Source organism: Clostridium sp. BL-8, from assembly GCF_002006495.1.
Lineage (GTDB): Bacteria > Bacillota > Clostridia > Clostridiales > Clostridiaceae > Clostridium.
Genome location: NZ_LZZL01000003.1, coordinates 1 through 21787 on the forward strand (window position 1 = coordinate 1; position 21787 = coordinate 21787).

Below are 21787 nucleotides of genomic sequence, written 5' to 3' on the forward strand. Positions count from 1 at the left end.
AAATTTCACAAGTCCTGCGGAATAAAAATGTATGTGATTTCGGTAAGTTACCACACAAGTATAAGTTTAAGGTTGTATACCTATAACTGTGTTTTTCCTATATCATATATTATTTTTTTCTTTTCCTATAAAAAAAACTCCCACTGCTCCATATCCAGTGTGACTTCCTATTACTAATCCCATATAATTTATTATAATATCCTTAACGTTAAATTTCTCCTTAATCAATTTACACAAATATTTAACTGCTTCCTCATTATCAGCGTGAGAAACAAAAATTGTATCAATATCTACTCCATCAATATTTTTTTCAATTTTCTTAACTAATTCTCTTAATACCTTTTTTTCTCCTCTTACCATTTCTAAAAACTCTAAAGTTCCCTCTTCAGTAACAGTTAAAATAGGATTAATATTTAGAACCTTACCTAATATTGCTGATGTAGTGCTTATTCTTCCGCCTCGTTCTAAATACTTCAAATCTTTTACTGTAAAAAAGTGATATACATTTCTTTTTCTATCCTCTATATACTGAGCAATTTCATCAATACTTTTTCCTTCTTCTTTTAATTTTGCAGCTATATATACCAATAATCCCTGCCCACTAGTAGCGGCTTTTGTATCTATTATAATTATTTTACATTCTGGATATATTTCTAAAACTTCTTCTCTTGCAATAAGTGCACTATTGCAGGTTCCACTTAGTGCTGAAGAAAACCCTATATATAAAATATCATAATCTTTACCTATCCACTTCTCAAACTCTTTAGAAAAATTTATTGGACTTACTTGACTTGTCCTTGGCATAGCTCCATTTCGAAGCTTTTCATAAAACTCTTTATAACTAAGGCTTTGTCCACAGTCTTCTACAATCTTTTTTCCATCTAATTCACACTCTAGTCCTAAATAACCAATGTCTAAAGAATTTATAATCTCATAAGATAGATCACATGATGAATCTGTTATTATCTTAATTTTTCTCATTGAGATTTTCCCCTTCCAACATTTCATTTGTACATAAATTTTTTCTCTACTTTTATTATATTCCGACAATAAAAAATGTTGTAAGGTGTATTAGTTTATCTATATAATTTACTTAAATATTCTTCTTTTAATTGATTAAATTCCTGCTCAGTTATGATTTCTTTTTCTCTTAGATAACCTAATTTAATCAGCTGATCTTTTATGTTAAGACTTGCGTCTGCAATCTTTCTATTGCTTTTCTTAGTTGATGCCGCTAATACTATAATTCCATATACTATTGAATAAATTAAACCTATTGCTCCAAAAAACACAGCAACTTCAGCGGTGGTTCGCCGTGAGCCAGCTTCACCAGCAAATAATAAAATTAAGCAAAAGGATAAAAGTATCACTCCAATTATAGACATAACTTTTACTGCTTTCATAATTCATCTCCCAATTCATTTAAATACTCTCATATTAACATCTTTAAAATTAACCGTAATTAATCACGCCCTAATATCTCATATTAAAATATTGCGCTTTTATTTTATTAACTTCTTCTTCATTGATGATATTTTTTTCCTTTAATTCATTTAAATCAATTAATTTGTCTATAATATCAATATTTAAATTTCTGCTTTTACTTTTTAATAAATTAATTGATATGACTAGACCTACAATTGAAAATGGTAATGCATAAAACATTCCTAATATTCCCCATGCAAGCGCACCTCTTAGGGTAAATCCAGCTGCCATGCACATAATCAAGAAACAAATCGGAATATATACCAATCCAATTATCGACATAACCTTTAATGCTTTCATAACTTGTCCCCCAAACAAAATACTTTAGTATAAATAATATCATATATTTGAAAAAAAATACAATGCTATTAATTCTATAAACAAAACGGTAAAACTTTCTACAATTTTGAACTTAAAATATACTGTTAAGAAATATTTTTATTACCTGCAGTCAGGAATAATCAAAAATACTTCTGTCTTTTAAGATCAACTTTTCCATTAAGTCTAATGACACTTCATTATAATTTTTAAATTAGAATATATAATAAAATTTTACAAAAACTAAATTAATGATAATTAAAGAATACGTTCATGTTAAGTGATTGTAATAAGAAAGGAGATCTTTATGCACACAATTAATATGCTTTCTTCTGCTGATAAAGTAAAAGGGCAAGGAGTCCTATCAGCATATATAGAACAAGTTAATTTAGTTAAAAATGGACTTAAGGACAATTATAAAGTTACAATAAACAGTTCTAACTTACACGGCATTGTCCACTATCACACTATTGACTTAAAATTTTTTTTAAGCATTCCTTTTTCAAAATTACTGGGTACAAGTGTGGCTTATGTGCATTTTGTTCCTGAAACCATAGAAGAAAGTCTAAAGCTGCCTGCTATAATAAAGAAACTATTCTATAAGTATATAATTTGGTTCTACAAAAGCGTTGATCACTTAGTAGTAGTTAACCCATATTTTATCGACATTCTTAAACGTTATAAAATAGATGAACATAAGGTAACTTATATCCCTAACTTTGTTTCCGAAGAAAGTTTTTATAGATATGATAAAGAAAGGATTAACACCATAAAAGCGTTATACAATATACCATTAAAAAAATTTGTTGTATTAGGAGTTGGGCAAGTCCAAACTCGGAAAGGTGTTACTGATTTTATTGAAGTTTCCAAAAGCCTTCCTAATATTCAATTTATATGGGCAGGCGGATTTTCTTTTGGTCCAATAACTGATGGTTATGCAGAACTTAAAAAGCTTGTTTCAAATCCGCCTCCTAACGTTAAATTTTTAGGTATTATAGATAGAGATAAGATGAATGATATATACAACATTTGCGATTTGATGTTTTTACCTTCTTATAATGAACTGTTTCCAATGTCCATTCTCGAAGCTATGGCATTAAAAATCCCAGTACTTTTAAGAGATTTAGATATATATCATAACATTTTATTTGATTATTATTTACGCGGGAAAAATATACTTGAATTTAAAGATATTATAACTGCCATGCAAAGTAAAGGTAAAAATTATGAGACCTGGTGCAATAACTCCTGGGAATGCCATAAATTTTATTCTAAAGATTATGTTTTAAAAATGTGGAAAGAATTTTATGATTCAATATACTGCAAGAAAATTCAAATTAGGAGTAATATAGATGAAAAATAAAATATTTAATTCAATTGCAATGATTATTTCTGCCTGCATTTTCATATCATTCTTTCTTTTTACAAAAGGTTTAAACTCTATACTTCAAGATTTAAAAACTTTAATATTCTTATGGCTGCTCTTTTCTTTCGTGCTCATACTTCTGTTTTGGTTATTTGAAACACTTGCCTTATACATAATAACTAAGAAGTTTTATAATGTAGATAATTTATTTTTAAAATGCTTAAAATTTGAAATGATTGGACAATATTTTGGTGCTGTTACTCCATTTTCAGCTGGAAGCCAGCCTGCTCAGTTATATGCAATGACTGAAAATGGAATTCCAGCTGGAATTTCTGGTTCAATTTTAATGATTAAATTTATAATACATCAATTAATAAATATAATTATTTTACTTTTAGCATTTGTATTTAAATTTAATTATTTTAATTCAAGAGTGAATTATTTTATATACTTTTGTGTTTCTGGCTTCGTTGTACATATAATAATCATGGCATTAATGATTTTATTTTCAACTAGCAGTAGGTTAACTAAAGGCATATTCATGTTTATATTTAAACTATTAGAAAAATTCAAACTGTTAAAGAAACCTGAAGAACTTTATAAAAAAATAGAGACTGAACTAAAAAACTTTCATGAAAATACCTTGCTAATAACAAAAAATATAAAAATGTGCCTTATGGCATCTATTTTTACAATTCTTCAATGGTTAGCTTTTTTTACTGTACCATATTGTATTTATAGGAGCTTTGGCTTTAATTCTGCCGATATATTAACCATGATAGCTGCTCAAATCTTTTTAATAAATTTCATGGCAATTATCCCACTCCCTGGTGCTGAAGGTGGCGCTGAAGGTGGTTTTTACTTAATTTATGGTTTGTTCTTTAAAGCAGATACAATTATAACAGCAATTTTTATATGGAGAATATTGACCTATTATATGTCAATTGCTATAGGAAGTATATTTACTTTACTACTTCCAAAAATTAACTCAAGAAAATAGCTACCAAAGGTTCGATGGCAAGGATAAGTGTTAGTATAATTAACACTATAATTGTTATCCACCCAATTGCATTCTTTATTCCACCATTAACATATTTGCCCATAATCTCCTTGTTATTTACCATAAGCATCATGCAGACTAGGACCACCGGCAAAAGTACACCATTTATCACCTGTGATCCTAAGGTTATTTCAATAAGTGGTGCTCCTGGAATTAGGATTATTATGATTCCTGCTAAAATTATTATTGTGAATAATGTAAAAAATTCAGGTGCTTCTTTTAAGGACTTGTCTATTCCAGCTTCAAAACCAAAAGCTTCACAAATATAAAAGGCTGTGGCTAAAGGCAATATTGTCGCAGAAAAAATTGAAGCTATAAAAAGTCCAAAAGCAAAAATTTCAGAAGCAAAAGCTCCTGCAAGAGGCTGCAATGCTAATGCAGCATCCTTGGCCTCTCCTATTTGAATTCCACTTTTATTAAGAGTTGCTCCACAGGCTACAATTATAAAAAAAGCAACTATTACTGTAATAATGCTTCCAACCACAACATCCCAAACTTCATATTTAAAATCTTCTATCTTTAGCCCCTTTTCTATAACTGCTGACTGCATGTAAAACTGCATCCATGGAGCTATGGTAGTTCCTATCATACCGACAACGGTATCTACATAATCAAAATTAGTTTCAATGGTCGGATGAATTAAAGCATTTCCTATTTCATGCCAATCTGGCTTTGCTAGAAATGCTGAGGCAATGTAAGATAGCAAAAATAAACTAAAAACTAGAAATAACTTTTCTGTTGTCTTATAAGTTCCCTTTACAACTAAAATCCATACTGCAATAGCAGCAAGCGGCACAGAAATATACTTACTTACGCCGAAAATCTGCATACTACCAGCTATTCCAGCAAACTCAGTAGCTGTATTCCCCATATCTGCAATAATTAATCCAATGAAAATAAAGAAAGTTATCCTAACCCCAAAATTTTCCCTAATTAAATCAGCCAAGCCCTTTCCTGTTACTATTCCCATTCTAGCATTCATCTCTTGTACTATAACGAGTACAATGAAGCATGGAATTAATGCCCAAAGCAGTTTATATCCATAGGCTGCACCAGCTACCGAATAGGTCGTAATACCACCTGCATCGTTATCTACACTGCCTGTTATAATTCCTGGACCTAGAATACTAAAAAATATTACTAAATTTGTTATCCATGTTATTCTTTTCCCATTCACTGTTTCCCCTCCCTGCTATATAACTTTTTTATTATGCTTAATTATTTCAAACATAATATCATTTAAACTTACACTTCCAATTAAATGAATTTCTTCATCAACTACGGGCATAGCAAGCAGGTTATATTTGGTTATATCTTTTATTAAATCGCTTATTTTTTCTTCATCCTGAATGTATATAATTTTCTTACTCATAACCTCTTCTAACTTCTGAGTAGGAGATGCAATAATTAATTCTTTTAATGATACTACTCCAATAAGTTTATTTACTTCATTTACAACATAAACATAGTAAAACTGTTCAATTTCTTCTTGATCTTTTCTAATGTCATTGACCGCATCAGCTACAGTATAATGACTTGGACATGAAACAAAATCTGTGGTCATGAGACTTCCGACCAAATCTTCTTCATATTCCATAAGCTCTCTTATTTCATCTGAAGCTTCTTTTTCCATATTGTTAAGTAATTCTTCTGCCTTATCTTCTTTGAGACCATCTAATACATCAGCTGCTTCATCTGCTGGCATCTCTTCTAATATATCAGCGGCCTTATCTGTAGAAAGAATTCTAAGCAGACTTATTTGTACATCCTCTTCTAATTCTTCTAGAACATCTGCTGCCTTTGCAGTATCTAAGCTTGAAAAAATAATCGCTCCTGTATTTGCATCAAAATCTTCAATAATATCCGCAAGGTCAGACGGATGAAGAGTATGCAGTTTTTCATATGTTTTTGAAAGAGAAATGTCTCTTGAAGCATATGCTGTTTCAATATCTCCCCACAACATTAGCTTGCTAGATACTTTTACACCTAATCTCTTCAACGGCTTAGCAATTCCAATTCGTCTTAAAATACCTTCCAGACCAATATCTACTGCAGCAATAAACATACCTGAGGCTAATATAATCAATCTAATATCATTAGCTCTAACTACCTTTCTTCCATTCACATCTATAATTTGCTTATCTAAAACATACTTCTTTAGAAGCAGACAATCTTCCAGTTCTTTTCCTATAATCTTGTTACAAATCATCATATACTGTTTCTTGTCTTTATATACATTTATGTTATTGAAATCAATAAATTTTATTCCATTTTTTGTTTTAACAACAGCTATGGTAACTTTAGGATTTTTATACTTAACATCAACAGCCAGATCTATTAATGTTCCTAAAACTTCATTATTCAAGGTATATATTTTTCTGTCCAATATCCTGCTTAAATAAACACTTCTAAATTGCACTTTGCGCACCCTCCTTATCTTTAGAGTGCACACTGTTAAATTTAATTCAAGTACACCCTAAATATATTTTTGGACAATAACTTCTTTATTTTCACTTGCTTATGATGCTTGGGATCATCCATTAAACTTACCACTTCCTTTAAACCACATTAAAGAATTAAAAATGTTTTTTATACATCTTACTGCACAAACTTATAAAAAGTGATTGATACGCAAAAAAAAGAGCTCGTAAAAGCTCATAAATTTAATCTGTAAGTATTATTCCAAGTTTCTGATAAAAATCTTTATCTATATAATGGCTAATTGAAAGCTCATTATCATTCCTAAATTTCATTACATAAAACTTCATTCCCTCTCCATATATACCATCTAACTCTCCTGGATAATATCCTTTTTCCTTCATTTTTCTTTGTACCCCTAGAACATCTGAACCTCTATCTCCAGGTTTTAAAGTAACTAATCCATTTTCAAATGGATCATTTGGTCCTGAATATATGCTTACTATCATTCCATATTCAACATATTCATATAAGTCCTCAACATCTTTATTAAACATTCGAATACATCCATGAGATGCTTCAGATCCAATTGACCCCGGCCTATTTGTCCCATGAATTCCAAACTTACCCCAAGGAACATTTAGGCCAATCCATCTTGTACCAAACCCTCCGCTCCATCTATCTTTTTTAATAACCTTCCATGTTCCTATTGGCGAAGGCGTTTTTGCTTTTCCGCTCGCAATACTGTACTTTTTTATAATTGAATTTTTATTCTTATCTATTAAATAAATTCTTTCTTCACTTAAATCTACTAGTATAGCAATATTTTTACTGTTAGTAATTTTCTGAACTGCATATGTATTATATTCTAGTATATTAAACATAAAAAATATTGTAATCACAAAAAAAATATTTCTTAATAATCTATTCTTTTTCAACTGCTGCACCTCATCCTATTTTACTCTTTTTAATACACTATTTATTTTTAAACAAATCTTATACTTTCATATATATACGATTTAACATTGATAGAAATCAAATTATATGTTTTATTTTTGTGGTTTAGGATTCACTAATTTTGCAACAGAAATACTACTTTCCCTATTAGTATCTACAACATAAAAGTACTTATCCAAAATACTTCTTGCAAAACTATCACTAGAATATTTATTTGCATTAATAACAGCTTCTTTACTCATTCTATCTCTTAACTTAATGTCACTTAATATTCTCTTTATATAATGTGCAAATTCATCTTTTTCTTTATAGGAAAAGCCATTTTTCCCTTGTTCAATTACTCCATTTATGCAAGGATCATATTTACAAACCACCGGGCATCCACTGCTTAAAGCTTCCACGTAAGTTAAACCTTGGGTTTCGCTAAATGATGCAGTAACAAATACCTCTGCTATTTTATAATATTTATAAATCTCTTCGGGATTTATCATTCCTGTAAAAATAACTCTCTCTTCTATTTTATCTTTTTTAACTAAACTTTTTAAATCATTTAAATATGGTCCTCCTCCCACAATCAAAAGCTTTACATTATGAATCTCTTTTATAACATCAGGCATCAATCTTATAAGCTCACTGATATTTTTTTCTTCCCCTATTCTACCAATATAAGCTATAATCCTATCCTGTCTATTAATATTTAATTCGGACATAATTTTCTGCTTTTCTTCTAATGATAATTCTTGTTTAAATCTGCTTAAATCTATTCCAGTTGGTACTACATATATAGGTTTCTTAACACCATAACTTACTAATGTATCTCTGGTTTTTTCTGTTGGTGCTATAATACTATCAAGACTATTTAATAGTACCTTAATTATTTTAGCGCATGCATTTCTATTTATTATTTTTCCTTTAAATAAATAATTAAGATAGTTTTCATACATAGTGTGATATGTATGTATATGTGGAATATTTAATTTACGAGAAATATATTTAGATACTAACATCATAGAAAATTCTGTCTGTGAATGAACAACATCTGGCTTCCATTTAATAATTTTTTTAATAAGCCCATTTTGTAAAATAATATTTATAATTCTCGTATCAGGATAAATACCAACTTTAATTGATTTTAAATAATACACATCCCCATCTATCTTTTCATCCCCTGTATTTGACAAAGTTAAAATCTTAACCTCATGTCCCTTACATTTTAATTCTCTATATAAATTATTAATTGAAGTAACGACACCATTTATTATAGGAGAATACGTATCTGTTGTTATTAAAATCTTCATTTCTTCAGCCTCCTATAGCTCTAAATAACATAATAAAAATTTATTATTACAATAAATTTATTTTTTCCATTAATAATTTAATTATGATACTTTCTTTGCCTTCTTAAAATTTACCAAAAGATTAACTTTGATTATTAAACTTAAATGCAATTTTATAATATTAGTATTAATAAAATTCTGCTTAATTTATAAACTTTTTTAAATTATAACGAATACTCAATACGGTAATTAGTAAAAATATAAAGTATGTTAATAAAAATTAGAAGGAGGCAATATCAATGGACAAACAACGTGCAAAAGAAATTTCATCTTTACCTACTATGGTTAACGTAACTTATAACGGAACACCAATTTATATCGAAAATGTGAATGAAAATTCAGATACTGCCAGCATACATTTCTTAAATAACCCTAAAAAATCACGTGAAGTATCTGTAAACAACTTGCAGGAACATTAAAAAATAAGGCAGCTACTTTTATATTTAGCAGCTGCCTTATTATATTAAATGCAACAAAAAAACTCATTAGATTTTCTAATGAGTTTTTTAGATAGGAGATATTTTATATTGTATTTTGAATTGCAGTTTTTTTCATACTATTTAATTTAAAATATACTATACTGATTATAGGAATTAAATATAAATAAAATGCATAAATAATAGCATCTGCACCTGCATCAAGAGTAGTTAATGGCACTAATACAGCAATATTCCAAGGAATTAACGGTGCTATGATTATTGCTGAATTTTCAATATCTAAAGCCAATTGGTCTTTATCTATATTATTTTCTTCGTAATTCTTCTTCATTAGCATATGAGTAAGAATTACTGAAAGAGCCTGGCTGCAGCCAAAAGCTGCTGTAATAATGCTTACTATAACGGTAGTGAAAAAGCATCCTACTCTGCCTTTAGACTTATTTATTATTTCTTCTAAATTAGTTAACATTTTTGTACCTTCAAATATACCTGTAAAAGCAGACGATACAAATACAACTAAAGCAGATTTGAGCATAGATAATACTCCGCCACCCTTTATAATGCTGCCTAAAATATCATTATCTTCTATGCTATATCCTTCTATTATATACCTTATTACCTGGCTTATTGAATTATGTTCAAGTACCATACTTATAATGCAGGCTGCAATTATACTGACTAAAATAGATATTTTCACATTTATCTTAAATATACAAAATGCTAATATTATAATTGCCGGCACCAAGGTAATAACACTTATATTAAAGCTTCCTAAAATTTCCGCACTTATATCACTTTCCTGAACATTTAATGGAAATTTAAATGAAAAAGCTAGATATATAAAAAATGCTATTATAAAAGGTATTATGGAACTCTTAAACATATTTTTAATATTCATATATAAGTCAGTCATTGTAATATTTGCTACAAGATTAGCACTAGAGGACATTGGTGAGCATCTATCACCGAAATATGCTCCTGCAAGAACTGCCCCTGCCGTTAAGCTTAAATTAACATTGCCTCCTCTTGCCATAGCCATAAAAGCTACTCCCACTGTTCCAACAGTACCAAAGGAGGTTCCTAATAAAAATGATACTAAGGCTGTTATTAAAAATACATAAACTACAAAAATATTAGGATTTAAAAACCGCATTCCATAATAAACTATAGCAGGAACTGTTCCACTGGCCATCCATGTAGATGTTACTGCTCCAATTAATATGAAAATTTCAAGTACAATGAAAGACTTCTTGCCTCCTGCATAGGCCATATGTATAACATCAATAAATTTAAAGCCTTTTTTGCAAGCTAAGGCTATAAATATTAATAGTCCTATAATTAACGTATATCCTACGAAAATTCCTTTTATTGAACTATAAATTAATAATAAAAAACAAACTATAAATGCAACTGTAATTTCCAATTCATCGCCCCATTAACCATTATAGATAAAGTTCAATAGGCTAAAACATCCTATTCTCTTCTAAATCTATTTAATATGTACACTTATTAGATTGTAATATAATTAAAGTATACACACAAGGCATTTCTCTTTACTCCTATTATATAAATTATTTATGCTTTCAATCTTCTTCTGTAGTATATTAAGCAAACTATAAAAGATCCTAGCATATTTATAAGTAAATCCGTTATTGTATCTTCAAGTCCGCCATTTACCATGTCTGTTTTGAAAAAATAGTCTCCTAAAAACTCAACTATTTCCCATATTACACCTAGTGTAATAGAAAAGGAAAACGAAAAAATTAGTACAAAGATAATAAACCTTGTTTGAGTAACCTCTTTAGTCTTTATAATTGTTTCTTCTGTTAAATGAAATCCTACAATTACCGCATAGCAGCCAAATGCTCCATGAAGAAGTAAATCCCACCACCATAACTTACTATAGAACTGCATAATTTCCCCAAAATATTGTGCAAGAAAAATAAATATTACCGATACTAATTGAAAACTAGATGGCAATACTATCCTTTTTATATTAGCAAGTTTTACAATTATAAAAGGAAATGCAATACATATAACAGTCATAAAATACAGGTATAAATCTTTCCACTCTTTTATTACAATATTAAAAATGACTCCACTTATTAAGATTATTTCAAATAGTATTGCAGCCACAATAGCCAAATTACTATTTTTATTTTTCATAATAATTTTATTCCTTTCGGTATATTTTTATATAAAGAAAAAATCCTTTCTTTAATATAAAAATATATTTCCCTATCTGAATAAAAAATATAAATCTACATATAGCAGAACTTTTATGTACAGCAAGTAGTTCTTTAATATTAAATAAGTTTTTAATATTAAAAAAAGCACTAATCTCTGATTAGTACCTTTGCTATTTAAAATAAATTTAAAAATTAATTTACATTTTTATTTTTTCTGCCGAATGAATCCGCTAATATATTTTCAATTTGCTGCAAGAAATTAATAATATCATAAATTATAATTGATCTTTTACTCATCCTTAATTTTAAATTATTTAACTTATCCCCAAATGAGGCTACCAGTTCAGCTATAGAACCCACTCCTATTGCAGCTCCATTAAGCTCAGAGCTTGTACGTTCAATGCCCGTAATTATGTGTTCACTAAATTCTTTAACTTCATTTGTACAATCAGTTACTTGTTTAAAATCTTTTTGAACATTTTGTGCATACTCGAAATTATCACGAATTGCTGTTTTTGAACTTTCAATTTCTTGTCTTAATGAATCAATGCTGTCATACAAAGTCTTAACACTTACGTCAATCCCACTTACTAACTCAGTTGTGGATGCTGATAATTTTCTTATTTCTTCCGCTACTACAGCAAATCCTTTTCCAGCCTCTCCAGCCCTGGCAGCCTCAATTGATGCATTTAACGCAAGAAGATTTGTGCTACTAGCTATATCTGTTATACTGTTTGACATGTCTTGAATGTTTTTAGAATTATTCTCCAATGTATGAAAGGCTTCTGTAATTAAATCAAGCTGAGTACATGTACCATTGATTTTCTCTGCTAATTCTCCCATTTTATCATCCGCTTGTTTAACTGCAACTTCAGAGCGATTCATAACACCATTAATTTTATTTGCATATTGACTAAAGTCATTAAAATTAGAATCAAGGCTGCTAATGGTATCTTGTATATTACTAATTTGTGAATATGTATCATTTATTTCCTCAAGAGATTGACTTACTTTAACCTCTTCATCCATATATTCTCCAAGCTTTTTTTCTATATGTAATACACCATAGTTAATATATTTATCATCATTCATATTTTTTTCTAAACCTAACTTATCATTTTGCTCTAATTTTAAAACTACTTCCTCATTCGAATTCATATCTATATTTTTATTTGATTTAAACCACTTCATATATTACTACCTCACTATTCAAATACAGCAAGAACCATTGTTTGATTAAAATGTTGTTCTCCAAGTTGTTCTCCGTAACCTGCAAACCCAATATAATCCCCCAAAGCACCACTCATGTTTTTTGCAAATTCATTCAAATATCCATCTTTTTCAAAAAGCATTGACCTTGCTAAACAGTTTACCATAATTGATAATGATGGATTTGGAACATCTTTTTTTACTTTGTTTATTGTTTGCCTAATAACATTTTTATAAGCATCTGGCTCTAAAAGTACCATTTTCGAATTGTTATATACCCTTGCATGATATGCCATCCCATTATTTTCAGTGACCATTTGATTAGCCGTAATATACATATCACTTCCAATAATTCTTCCAAGTGGATAACTATCTAAATATTTAGGAAGCTCATTAATAGTTGTATTTAATGCCTCAGCCATTACTTTTGCAGCTGGTTTATTATCATATTCATGAACTATGCGATTTCTTACATCTACTTTAGTTGCCGTGAAATAATGTTCTGTTGGTTTATAAATATTTTCTCTATATAATTTAATTCTACCGCTTAAATTTTTGATTATTACAAAGGCACACGCATTACTATACACTTTTCCATTAAAAGAAATCATAGTTTTCTCAGCTCTTCCAGGATCACCTGCAGATCCTCCAAACAATGGAATTTTCTTATCCTCAAGTACAGAATTTAACGTAGATAAAGCTAATTCTTCACAACTAATTAATGCGGAAGAAATTTCAAAACATACAGTATTAGAAGTGTCATGAAATTTATTTACACACTCTGTTATTCTATCAACATATTTCAATGGATAACGCTCTACTTCTTCTAATACCCCTCCATAACATTCAATTCCATCTTCAATCCCCATTAAAAGCAATCCATTCTTATAGGCTCCATCTTTGCAGAAACCTGCAAAAGTAGTAGATCCAATAACAATGCTGCTATTAAATTTTTCTTTTATTTTTTCAGCATATCCTTCAAACTGATCAACATTAGAAAAAAATAATATTAGTTTAGGTGAATTCAGACCAATTGTAGCTTCAGATATTGCTTCATCAAAATTATTTTTAACACTTTTTCCAATTTTGTATTTCACATTTATCACCTTCTATAATAAGATATGTATCCTTTCATAAACTCCATTCTATTAACAACTTAATTAAAATATTATCCTTTTATTGTTAAACTTATATTATATGTATGCTAATTATACCTAAATTTTCTATTATAAGCAATAATATGCTATAAAATTTAAAATAATAATGTCATATTCCATATTTCAACTTATAAGGACTAATAAGAATGTAATCTTATACATGCATTGTTAATCTCCGTAGCTTTTTATAGCTCCATAAAAAACAGCCTTTCATCTATATTGTACATTGGCTCTATAAATAGAAAAACCTCAGTTACAAAATAAAGATTGGCTGTTTATAATAAATTTATTATTTTATTTTATCAACAAGTTCTTTTACAAACTCCTCTTCAAATGGACTTCTAAGTCCAACGTTATTAAGCATGTTAGGAAAATAATCCTTAGCTGACTGTCTGCAGAATTCTATATATTTTTCCCAAGCATCATTATAATCTTCATCCATCATTCCTTTAAATTGAAGTGCACAAGTTTGAGCAAGACAATAATCTATATAATAGAATGGATAATTATATATGTGTTTTTGCATCTGCCACCTGCGCCCTTCACTATAAAATTCATCATCCATATAAGCAAGATGAGGCTTATATTCTTTTTCTAACTGCTTCCAAACCTCTCTTCTTTGAGCTGTGGTCAGCTCTGGTTTTGTATATATTATTTCTTGAAATTCATCCACCATACATCCATAGGGTACAAATGCTATAGCATCTTCAACCTGCATCTTTCTATAATCCTCAGCCATATTTCCAAAGAATAATTCCATCCATTTACCTGTAAAAAATTCCATTGACATCGAGTGAGTTTCTGCCGTTTCCATAGTTATGTTATTATGTTCTAATATTTCATCATCTCTTGTTAAATACCCTTGAAACGCATGACCACATTCATGAGTTATAACATCCACATCTCCACTTGTACCATTAAAATTAGCAAATATAATTGGTGCCTTGTAAGTCATTAACATATCCATATAACCACCAGCTGCTTTATTAGCTCGTCCTAATACATCAAATAGATCATGATCTAACATAAAGTTAAAAAATTCACTTGTTTCAGTAGATAACTCATTATACATTTTTTTACCCGCTGCAAAAATATCATCAGCACTTCCAATAGGAACAGGATTTCCATCAAGGAAGTAAATCCCTTCATCTACAAAGTCAAGTTTTTCTATTCCAAGCCGCTTTCTTCGCTCTTCGTGCATTTTAGTTGCAAATGGCACTAAATATTTCTTAACTTGATTTCTAAAATTAGCAACATCATTTTTATCATAAGAATTACGCTGCATATTATAATAACCTAGTTCAACATAATTTTCATATTTCATTAATTTGGCCTGTTCATTGCGGTTAGTTACAATCTTATCGAAAATTTCATCTAATTCATCTGCAATAGTGATGAGTTTTCCACTTCTAGCTTTTGCCGCCTCAATTCTAGTTTCTCTATCCTTTGACTGCAGATATTTTCCAAGTAACGAAAGACTAAGTGTTTCCCCTCTAAATTCTACATTAGTCTTAGCTATTAACTTATTGTATTTTGATACTAGAGCATTTTCTTCTTGTTTAAGAGGAATAAGCATATCATCAAAAGCTTTAAGCTTAAGCTCAATATCTTTAAATGGTACTGTTCCTATAATCTTTTCAAAGTAAGTTCTATACTGAGACTCAAAGAGCAGCTTTTGATACTTCACCTTAAAACTTTCAATTCTAGGAGATATTTTATCATAATACTCCTGCTCCTCTTCATAAAACCTATTCGATACATCTCCATCATGCCTTAGAGATGCTAAAATCATAGCAGTACTTACTTTATTCATTAAGCTATAATATCTTTTATGAATCTCAAATTGTTCTTCACCACTTTTAGATCTAGTAAATTCATTAATTATATCTGATGCTTCCTTTTCAAAAGTTTCAATTGTTACTCTCTCATATGGAAGTTCTGATAATTTGAAACTTTCATCTATCATTTTCATTCCTCCCCAATTTACATAATTAGCTTATATATTTTCTATTATATACTACTTGCAAAAATATTATTACATATGGAGAGTTTTCTTGAATTTCCAAAAAACATTCTTTAATTTTTTGCCTCGTAAGCTTCATCACAGGCTTTTAATAGAAAAATTATTACAGCTATGATAACTAATAAATTCATGGCAATTAAAAGATTATAATATTTCACTAAATCAAGCAGAATTCCAAATAGCAAAGTTCCTAAAGGCATAGCCCCTTGCAAAAGCATTCCAAATATAGCAAAAAAACCGGATCTCATTTTATCTGGAACTAAATTTTGAAGGTTTGTCCCAATTGAAGTATTTACAAAAGCATTAAAGAATTCCATCATCATGCAAAGACTTCCTATTGATATAAACAACGTCCAAGTTGCTCCTCCATATATACTTACTATACTCGGAAAGACTAATCCACAAACAGCTGTTCTTAAAATAGTTTCAAAAATAAACCCGTAGCGCATCAGTCGCTTTAATCTTAATTTTTTAAAATATATTAGGATACTAACGTTCCCAAGTAGTGCCCCCACTGCTAAAAAGCCTGCAATATATCCATATTGTTCTGAGGTAAATCCAATTTCCTTCTTTAAAACATATGGCATTACTACATCTAATAAAGGTGTAATAATAAAATTTGCAATCATAGCAAAGGTAAACAATTGAAATAATCCTCTTTTACTTACAATGAATTTTAATATCTCATGATTTTTATGAAGAAAGATTCTCATATTTATTTTCTCTGTTTGAACTGCTTTCTTCCTATAAGTAATTAAAATAGAAAATATTGCTGAAATCACAAAAGAAGCACTGTTTATATAAAATACAGCTTGTATTCCCCATATTCCATAAATCACTCCGCCTAATATTGGCCCAATAATATTAGATCCTGCATCAAAACCACTTTTAATAGAATTAGCTTCCATAAGTTCATCTTTAGATATTAAATCTGGCATGAGAGCTATCGATGAAGAATTAAATATACTGTCCATTATTGATATAAATATCTGTAATATAAATAAAATATATATATTAAAATTTCCTCTCATTGCTATAACGGCTAAAATGCAAACCAGTATACCTCGCCCAAAATCCATAGCTATCATAATATTTCTTCTATCACTTCTATCTCCAATCACACCGGCAAAAGGTGCTGTCATAAGCATTGGAATGAGTATGAACATTGACAAAATTCCCATTAACGTTCCGGAACCGGTTGAGTCAAGGACATATAACGGAAGGGCAATGGTTTGTATACCGCTTCCATTTAAAGATACAAACCTTCCACCTATATACCTCCAGAAGTTTTTATTACCTTTCATTTTTACGTTACTCCTTAATCCAATAGCTGCTGCAATCATTGGTTCTTTCTATAAATCCATATTCAATTAAGGCTCTTCTTATTGTTGCATAATCTTCATACATTCTCTTTAATATTCTATTGAGCTCTTTCTCAGAATACATCTTTCCTTTAGAAAAATTCTTAACTATCTCTTCTAATATAATGATTTTCTTTTTCTCCTTAGAAGGATAACTCTTTAAGCCGCCATTTTCATTCATATAATTTTCAATTACGCTCTTCTTTTCTTTATCTGTAATATTATATCTATCATCTAAAGTAGTCGCAGTCTTAGGTGCATCACAGATAGTTTCCTTATCAAGCTTATTTATCTTCCTATTTGCTTCATTTGCAAGTAAATCCATCATGGCTAAAAATAATTTTGCCTGTTTTTCTTTTTCCCTTAATTTATAGCGATGATTTCTTATTGTTGATTGAGCAACACCCAGCTCCTTTGCGATCTCTTTATCACTTAATCCTTTAGCTATCAATTTAATTAATTCTCTTTGAACTTCTGATATTCCAGTAAAGCTTGAATTCATATCAAGCATATATTCAAGCATTGAACCATGTTTCTCTTTCACATGCAGTTCTGCTGCCTTCCCCGCATCATATAATGCTGAATCAATTTCATATATTCTTCCCTTTTGAAAGGCTTCCTCGCAAATTATGCATTTATATTCCTCCTCATACTCAATAGAACCTTTCTTTACTTCTTCTACCTCTGCACTCCAAAATAATTCATTTGATTTTATATCCACAAAAATCAATCCTTTCCAACAAAATACCACTTTTTATTATTATATGTCTTAAAATTAAAAATGTCTATATATAAATAGACATTTTTAATTTTTGACTACAGAAGTATATTCTTTCAAATAAAGAACTATCTCTAATTATCAAAAGACTTTATTACTTGAATCATTTTATTTCTATTTTCACTAAATTGAAGTATTCTATTTACGTTTGCACCAGATGGATGTGGAAATCCATTAAGAATTTGATTTCTGGCTATGATTTTATATTCTGATAGCTTAAATAAAACTTCTTCTACACACCTTCCTAAAGGTATTATAAGAATGCTATCTGAATTATTTAATTGCTTCAATTCATCAACAAAATTCTCATAAATATATTTCATTAAGAATTCATTATTAATGAGCTTTGGAGAATAGCCTGAGTAGTTCTGTCCTTTAACAAAAACAGGATAAGGTATTAAAGAAACAGTATGCAGCAAGTAATCTTTTTCTTCAAATAATTGACTGCAGCTTCTTATGTTTAAAAATTTATTTAATTCAATCTCATCTAGCATATTAATAAGGTTTCGCCTAAGACTGCCACTAAAACGTGCTGCCTTTTTGCATTTGTATTGAATTTCTTCAATATCTTCTGAATTCTCTAATGCCCTTCGCGCCTCAGAAATAGCAGTACTCATTTGCTGAAATCCTGGAGTTATCCCAACAATAAACACTTTTGCTTTTGAGTTTATATATTCATTATGAGGTGAATAATATATTTCTATATCTCCAGCCTTTTCTATTAAAAGGTCCTTTATTAAAATTTCATCTTTATTATATTTACTTTTTATTGGTAATTCTTTTATTTTATCCTTGCAATCATATAAAGTTTTCTTCATTTCTAACACCTAAATACTAATTTTATTTTTAATATCCTTATTATTTTCTAAAATTAAATATATTATAATTATTACAAACTTATCTTTCCTTTAGCTCTGTGAAATTATATTTAATATCGTATTTCATTCACTCGTTAATTAATATAAAATTAAAATATAACTTATCTTGAGGAGGTATTAAAATGATTGATTTACACATTCACACAACCTCATCTGATGGTTCAGATGAACCCAAAGATATACTGATAAAAGCTGAGCAAATAGGTTTAAAATATATAGCTATTACAGATCACGACTCAATTAGTGCCTATGAAAAATTAAAAAAACTTGATATACATGAATATTTTAAAGGTAAAATCATTCCTGGTTGCGAATTTTCTGTTGTTCATAATCGGAAACCTATCGAAGTATTAGGCTATGGTCTTGACCTTGATACCATAAGTTCCATGGGTATAGTTTCAGATGAAAAGTTTCTCGAAAGAGAAAATACTTATCTTGATAAGATGATGGAAGTATGCAGAAACCTTAATATAAAATATAGCAAATCTCTATCTATTAAAGGTAAATATTTTGCAACACAGCTAATGCATGCTGACCTTAAAAAATATCCTGAAAATGAAAAGCACTTTACTAAAGACGTTTGGGAAAGTCTTAATGCATTTTATAGAACCTGCGTAAATAATGAAAAAAGTCCTTTCTTTCTTGATCAAACAAAAAATTATTTCACAGTACCAGAAATTGCTGCTATTATAAAAAAAGCCGGTGGAAAATCTTTTCTCGCTCATTTATATGGATATTTTGCCGATGATCATAAGGAATTCTTAGATTCAATAGTATCATTAAATGCACTTGATGGAATAGAGTCCTATCATTCTCTTCATTCAATTGATAGAACAAAAGCTCTCCTTGATTATTGCAAGAACAATAAACTTTATTCTAGTGGCGGAAGTGATTACCATGGCAAACTCAAACCTACAGTTAAACTTGGAGAAAGTATTCAAGGCACAAAAATACCATATGATATCTTAAAACCATGGCTTCCACTTAATCTAATATAGAAGAAATTCACAGTTTTCAAAAGTTAACTGTGAATTTTTTTATATCCTATGTATTTTTTAATTATAACCACCATCATTTTCTATACATTTCAACATTTTAAATATATATGAAATTAATTTATTATTTTATTTAATATCCATATACTTCTCAGATTAATATAACTGTTTTTTCAAATAATAATTATAAAGAAGATCTTATTAATACTAAACCAATTATGTTAGGAGTGATTGCCATGACAAATGAAAAAGCCCCATATTCTCCAACACCTGGAGATTATGATACTGAAAAATTAACTGATCTTCATTCACCAAATACAAAACCTTCTCATTATGCTAGGAATATACAACATACGTTAGATAACTCAACAAATTCAAAAGATAGATATAATTCAAGTGCTAGAAGTATTGAACGTGAAAAAGCTTCCGATCCTACTAAAAGAATACCTACACTAATAAAATATTCTGATATGAATAATGATAGTGATGAATTTGAATACAAAGGTGAAATATAAAATCTTGTAAAAAACTATACAATATCAATTAAGCAAGGAGTGATTAGCATGGATAATAAAAGAATTCCTCAGCGTCCAACCTCAGAGGGGTACTGTATACAAAAATCAGGAGCTGATATAAACTCATCAAAATCAGAAGCTTCTGATACTGAAGATGTAAATAATACTGATGATAACAGTGCTGATAATTCAAATACTTCACGCTCTTCTTTATCCTCAAAGTCCATTGATTTAAATGATGACGATGATGCTGACGATGAATATACAGATAAGATATAATATTAGATTATAATTCATTGACATCCAATTAGAACTAATTTATAATCTAGTTGGTAATTTATATAGATCGTATGACGAATTTGGGAGAGACTGCAGATATAGCAGCGCCGAAGGTGAAGTCGCAACAAACTCTCAGGCAAAAGGACCGAATTCTGACGAAACTCTGGAAAGTCTTATGACACCCAAGAAGCAATCTTTTAATTAAGCAAATAAAATAACTCACAAGTACATTAATATGTATGTTATTTAGTTATTTTTAAATAAGCCTTATTAAAGAGAATCTTTCAGGTAAAATAACAGAGGCGGATTGTTTACGCAATTCGTCTCTTTTTTATGCGCTTTAAAGACAAGCTCTTATAAAATAAGTAAAATTAATAGAAAGGAATATTTTATCTATGTATGATATTGCTCTGCTAGAATATTTAGGCATTTTTGCATTTGCAGCATCTGGTGCTTTCGTTGCAATTGAAGAAAAATTTGATTTATTTGGAATATACATTTTAGCTACTGTTACTGCTATGGGAGGCGGTGTTCTTCGTGATATCGTAACTAATGCTGGTATTCCAGCCTTCTTCTCAAATTATAAAACAATTCCCTTTATAATTTTAGGAGGAACTATTCCTATTATCCTTCGTGGTAAATTAAAATATAATACTATTTTCGTAATAATAGATGCTATTGGGCTTTCTGCTTTTTTTGTATCTTCAGGCCTTAAAGCTATTGAAAATGGGTATAATTTAATGTTATTTTTATTTGCTGCAAGCATAACCGGTGTTGGTGGTGGAATGCTTAGAGATATAATTACTAATAGAAAACCTGAAATATTTAAAACTGATGTTTACTGTGTTGCAGGAATTATTGGCTCACTTCTATTATGGTTTTTATATCCTGTTGCTGGTGCTCGTATTGCCCAGCATTTATCCTTAATCACTATATTTTCAATAAGAATGATTTGCTATATTAAAAAAATCAATCTTCCGATTATAAATTTAAAATAGTCGTTTCATTTAACTTCTATCTTGTTT

22 protein-coding genes and 1 riboswitch are annotated in these 21787 nt (G+C 29.3%); of the genes, 7 read left to right on the forward strand and 15 right to left on the reverse strand.

Going from position 1 to position 21787, the window contains the following annotated elements:
• Positions 1-102: 102 nt before the first annotated feature.
• The 3 genes from CLOBL_RS00880 to CLOBL_RS00890 all read right to left on the reverse strand — a co-directional run bounded on the left by CLOBL_RS00880 (position 103) and on the right by CLOBL_RS00890 (position 1785).
• Positions 103-981: a DegV family protein gene (locus CLOBL_RS00880; RefSeq protein WP_009171733.1), complete on the reverse strand. Its 879-nt coding sequence runs from the start codon at positions 979-981 to the stop codon at positions 103-105.
• Between the two features lie 95 nt (positions 982-1076).
• The gene (locus CLOBL_RS00885; RefSeq protein ID WP_009171734.1) at positions 1077-1403 is read right to left on the reverse strand and encodes a hypothetical protein; all 327 of its coding nucleotides are present in this window, start codon (positions 1401-1403) and stop codon (positions 1077-1079) included.
• Positions 1404-1473: 70 nt separating this feature from the next.
• Positions 1474-1785 carry a hypothetical protein gene (locus CLOBL_RS00890; RefSeq protein ID WP_077857268.1) on the reverse strand — a complete coding sequence of 104 codons (312 nt, stop codon included), beginning with the start codon at positions 1783-1785 and terminating at the stop codon, positions 1474-1476.
• Positions 1786-2110: 325 nt separating this feature from the next.
• On the opposite strand from CLOBL_RS00890, the gene CLOBL_RS00895 reads away from it, so the two are divergent.
• Positions 2111-3166 carry a glycosyltransferase gene (locus CLOBL_RS00895; protein WP_077857269.1) on the forward strand — a complete coding sequence of 352 codons (1056 nt, stop codon included), beginning with the start codon at positions 2111-2113 and terminating at the stop codon, positions 3164-3166.
• Complete coding sequence (locus CLOBL_RS00900; RefSeq protein WP_077857270.1) at positions 3156-4169, forward strand: lysylphosphatidylglycerol synthase transmembrane domain-containing protein; 1014 nt, start codon at positions 3156-3158, stop codon at positions 4167-4169. The genes CLOBL_RS00895 and CLOBL_RS00900 overlap by 11 nt, the downstream gene beginning before the upstream one ends.
• On the opposite strand, the gene CLOBL_RS00905 is transcribed toward CLOBL_RS00900, so the two are convergent.
• The 4 genes from CLOBL_RS00905 to CLOBL_RS00920 form a co-directional block, all read right to left on the reverse strand.
• Positions 4153-5406, reverse strand: coding sequence for an Nramp family divalent metal transporter (locus CLOBL_RS00905; RefSeq protein WP_077857271.1), 1254 nt, complete (start codon positions 5404-5406; stop codon positions 4153-4155). The genes CLOBL_RS00900 and CLOBL_RS00905 overlap by 17 nt on opposite strands.
• A gap of 15 nt (positions 5407-5421) precedes the next feature.
• Positions 5422-6648, reverse strand: a complete 1227-nt coding sequence (locus CLOBL_RS00910; protein ID WP_077857272.1) for a CBS domain-containing protein — start codon at positions 6646-6648, stop codon at positions 5422-5424.
• Between the two features lie 244 nt (positions 6649-6892).
• Positions 6893-7585 (reverse strand): L,D-transpeptidase family protein, encoded by a 693-nt coding sequence (locus CLOBL_RS00915; RefSeq protein ID WP_077857273.1) that lies wholly within the window; start codon positions 7583-7585, stop codon positions 6893-6895.
• Between the two features lie 111 nt (positions 7586-7696).
• A complete protein-coding gene (locus CLOBL_RS00920) occupies positions 7697-8902 on the reverse strand; it encodes a glycosyltransferase family 4 protein (protein WP_077857274.1) in 1206 nt (401 codons plus the stop codon).
• Positions 8903-9180: 278 nt separating this feature from the next.
• Here CLOBL_RS00920 and CLOBL_RS00925 point away from each other — a divergent pair, with 278 nt between their 5' ends.
• The gene (locus tag CLOBL_RS00925; RefSeq protein WP_009171742.1) at positions 9181-9360 is read left to right on the forward strand and encodes an H-type small acid-soluble spore protein; all 180 of its coding nucleotides are present in this window, start codon (positions 9181-9183) and stop codon (positions 9358-9360) included.
• A gap of 103 nt (positions 9361-9463) precedes the next feature.
• On the opposite strand, the gene CLOBL_RS00930 is transcribed toward CLOBL_RS00925, so the two are convergent.
• The 8 genes from CLOBL_RS00930 to CLOBL_RS00965 form a co-directional block, all read right to left on the reverse strand.
• The gene (locus CLOBL_RS00930; protein ID WP_077857275.1) at positions 9464-10801 is read right to left on the reverse strand and encodes a Na+/H+ antiporter NhaC family protein; all 1338 of its coding nucleotides are present in this window, start codon (positions 10799-10801) and stop codon (positions 9464-9466) included.
• 152 nt (positions 10802-10953) lie between these two features.
• Positions 10954-11544: a hypothetical protein gene (locus CLOBL_RS00935; protein WP_077857276.1), complete on the reverse strand. Its 591-nt coding sequence runs from the start codon at positions 11542-11544 to the stop codon at positions 10954-10956.
• 215 nt (positions 11545-11759) lie between these two features.
• Positions 11760-12758: a methyl-accepting chemotaxis protein gene (locus CLOBL_RS00940; protein ID WP_077857277.1), complete on the reverse strand. Its 999-nt coding sequence runs from the start codon at positions 12756-12758 to the stop codon at positions 11760-11762.
• 14 nt (positions 12759-12772) lie between these two features.
• Entirely contained in the window at positions 12773-13873 is a 1101-nt protein-coding gene (locus CLOBL_RS00945) for an FIST N-terminal domain-containing protein (RefSeq protein WP_077857278.1), read from the reverse strand.
• A gap of 349 nt (positions 13874-14222) precedes the next feature.
• Positions 14223-15899 (reverse strand): M3 family oligoendopeptidase, encoded by a 1677-nt coding sequence (locus CLOBL_RS00950; protein ID WP_077857279.1) that lies wholly within the window; start codon positions 15897-15899, stop codon positions 14223-14225.
• A 110-nt stretch (positions 15900-16009) separates the two neighbouring features.
• A complete protein-coding gene (locus tag CLOBL_RS00955; protein ID WP_179117660.1) occupies positions 16010-17260 on the reverse strand; it encodes an MFS transporter in 1251 nt (416 codons plus the stop codon).
• A 7-nt stretch (positions 17261-17267) separates the two neighbouring features.
• Positions 17268-18038: a DUF2087 domain-containing protein gene (locus CLOBL_RS00960; protein ID WP_077857281.1), complete on the reverse strand. Its 771-nt coding sequence runs from the start codon at positions 18036-18038 to the stop codon at positions 17268-17270.
• 131 nt (positions 18039-18169) lie between these two features.
• Positions 18170-18913, reverse strand: a complete 744-nt coding sequence (locus tag CLOBL_RS00965) for a hypothetical protein (RefSeq protein ID WP_077857282.1) — start codon at positions 18911-18913, stop codon at positions 18170-18172.
• 182 nt (positions 18914-19095) lie between these two features.
• On the opposite strand from CLOBL_RS00965, the gene CLOBL_RS00970 reads away from it, so the two are divergent.
• From CLOBL_RS00970 to CLOBL_RS00985, 4 genes are all read left to right on the forward strand, one after another.
• Positions 19096-19971: a phosphatase gene (locus CLOBL_RS00970; protein WP_077857283.1), complete on the forward strand. Its 876-nt coding sequence runs from the start codon at positions 19096-19098 to the stop codon at positions 19969-19971.
• A gap of 233 nt (positions 19972-20204) precedes the next feature.
• The gene (locus CLOBL_RS00975) at positions 20205-20483 is read left to right on the forward strand and encodes a hypothetical protein (RefSeq protein ID WP_077857284.1); all 279 of its coding nucleotides are present in this window, start codon (positions 20205-20207) and stop codon (positions 20481-20483) included.
• 48 nt (positions 20484-20531) lie between these two features.
• Positions 20532-20762 carry a hypothetical protein gene (locus CLOBL_RS00980; protein WP_077857285.1) on the forward strand — a complete coding sequence of 77 codons (231 nt, stop codon included), beginning with the start codon at positions 20532-20534 and terminating at the stop codon, positions 20760-20762.
• Between the two features lie 71 nt (positions 20763-20833).
• Positions 20834-20920: riboswitch (glycine riboswitch) on the forward strand.
• 237 nt (positions 20921-21157) lie between these two features.
• Positions 21158-21760 (forward strand): trimeric intracellular cation channel family protein, encoded by a 603-nt coding sequence (locus tag CLOBL_RS00985; RefSeq protein WP_077857286.1) that lies wholly within the window; start codon positions 21158-21160, stop codon positions 21758-21760.
• The last annotated feature ends 27 nt before the right edge of the window (positions 21761-21787 follow it).

What these genes read in the sequence shown, in the direction of transcription:
- CLOBL_RS00880 (WP_009171733.1), bottom strand. Translation starts at nt 981, where the DNA reads ATGAGAAAAATTAAGATAATAACAGATTCATCATGTGATCTATCTTAT.
- CLOBL_RS00885 (WP_009171734.1), bottom strand. Translation starts at nt 1,403, where the DNA reads ATGAAAGCAGTAAAAGTTATGTCTATAATTGGAGTGATACTTTTATCC.
- CLOBL_RS00890 (WP_077857268.1), bottom strand. Translation starts at nt 1,785, where the DNA reads ATGAAAGCATTAAAGGTTATGTCGATAATTGGATTGGTATATATTCCG.
- CLOBL_RS00895 (WP_077857269.1), top strand. Translation starts at nt 2,111, where the DNA reads ATGCACACAATTAATATGCTTTCTTCTGCTGATAAAGTAAAAGGGCAA.
- CLOBL_RS00900 (WP_077857270.1), top strand. Translation starts at nt 3,156, where the DNA reads ATGAAAAATAAAATATTTAATTCAATTGCAATGATTATTTCTGCCTGC.
- CLOBL_RS00920 (WP_077857274.1), bottom strand. Translation starts at nt 8,902, where the DNA reads ATGAAGATTTTAATAACAACAGATACGTATTCTCCTATAATAAATGGT.
- CLOBL_RS00925 (WP_009171742.1), top strand. Translation starts at nt 9,181, where the DNA reads ATGGACAAACAACGTGCAAAAGAAATTTCATCTTTACCTACTATGGTT.
- CLOBL_RS00935 (WP_077857276.1), bottom strand. Translation starts at nt 11,544, where the DNA reads ATGAAAAATAAAAATAGTAATTTGGCTATTGTGGCTGCAATACTATTT.
- CLOBL_RS00940 (WP_077857277.1), bottom strand. Translation starts at nt 12,758, where the DNA reads ATGAAGTGGTTTAAATCAAATAAAAATATAGATATGAATTCGAATGAG.
- CLOBL_RS00950 (WP_077857279.1), bottom strand. Translation starts at nt 15,899, where the DNA reads ATGATAGATGAAAGTTTCAAATTATCAGAACTTCCATATGAGAGAGTA.
- CLOBL_RS00955 (WP_179117660.1), bottom strand. Translation starts at nt 17,260, where the DNA reads ATGAAAGGTAATAAAAACTTCTGGAGGTATATAGGTGGAAGGTTTGTA.
- CLOBL_RS00965 (WP_077857282.1), bottom strand. Translation starts at nt 18,913, where the DNA reads ATGAAGAAAACTTTATATGATTGCAAGGATAAAATAAAAGAATTACCA.
- CLOBL_RS00970 (WP_077857283.1), top strand. Translation starts at nt 19,096, where the DNA reads ATGATTGATTTACACATTCACACAACCTCATCTGATGGTTCAGATGAA.
- CLOBL_RS00975 (WP_077857284.1), top strand. Translation starts at nt 20,205, where the DNA reads ATGACAAATGAAAAAGCCCCATATTCTCCAACACCTGGAGATTATGAT.
- CLOBL_RS00980 (WP_077857285.1), top strand. Translation starts at nt 20,532, where the DNA reads ATGGATAATAAAAGAATTCCTCAGCGTCCAACCTCAGAGGGGTACTGT.
- CLOBL_RS00985 (WP_077857286.1), top strand. Translation starts at nt 21,158, where the DNA reads ATGTATGATATTGCTCTGCTAGAATATTTAGGCATTTTTGCATTTGCA.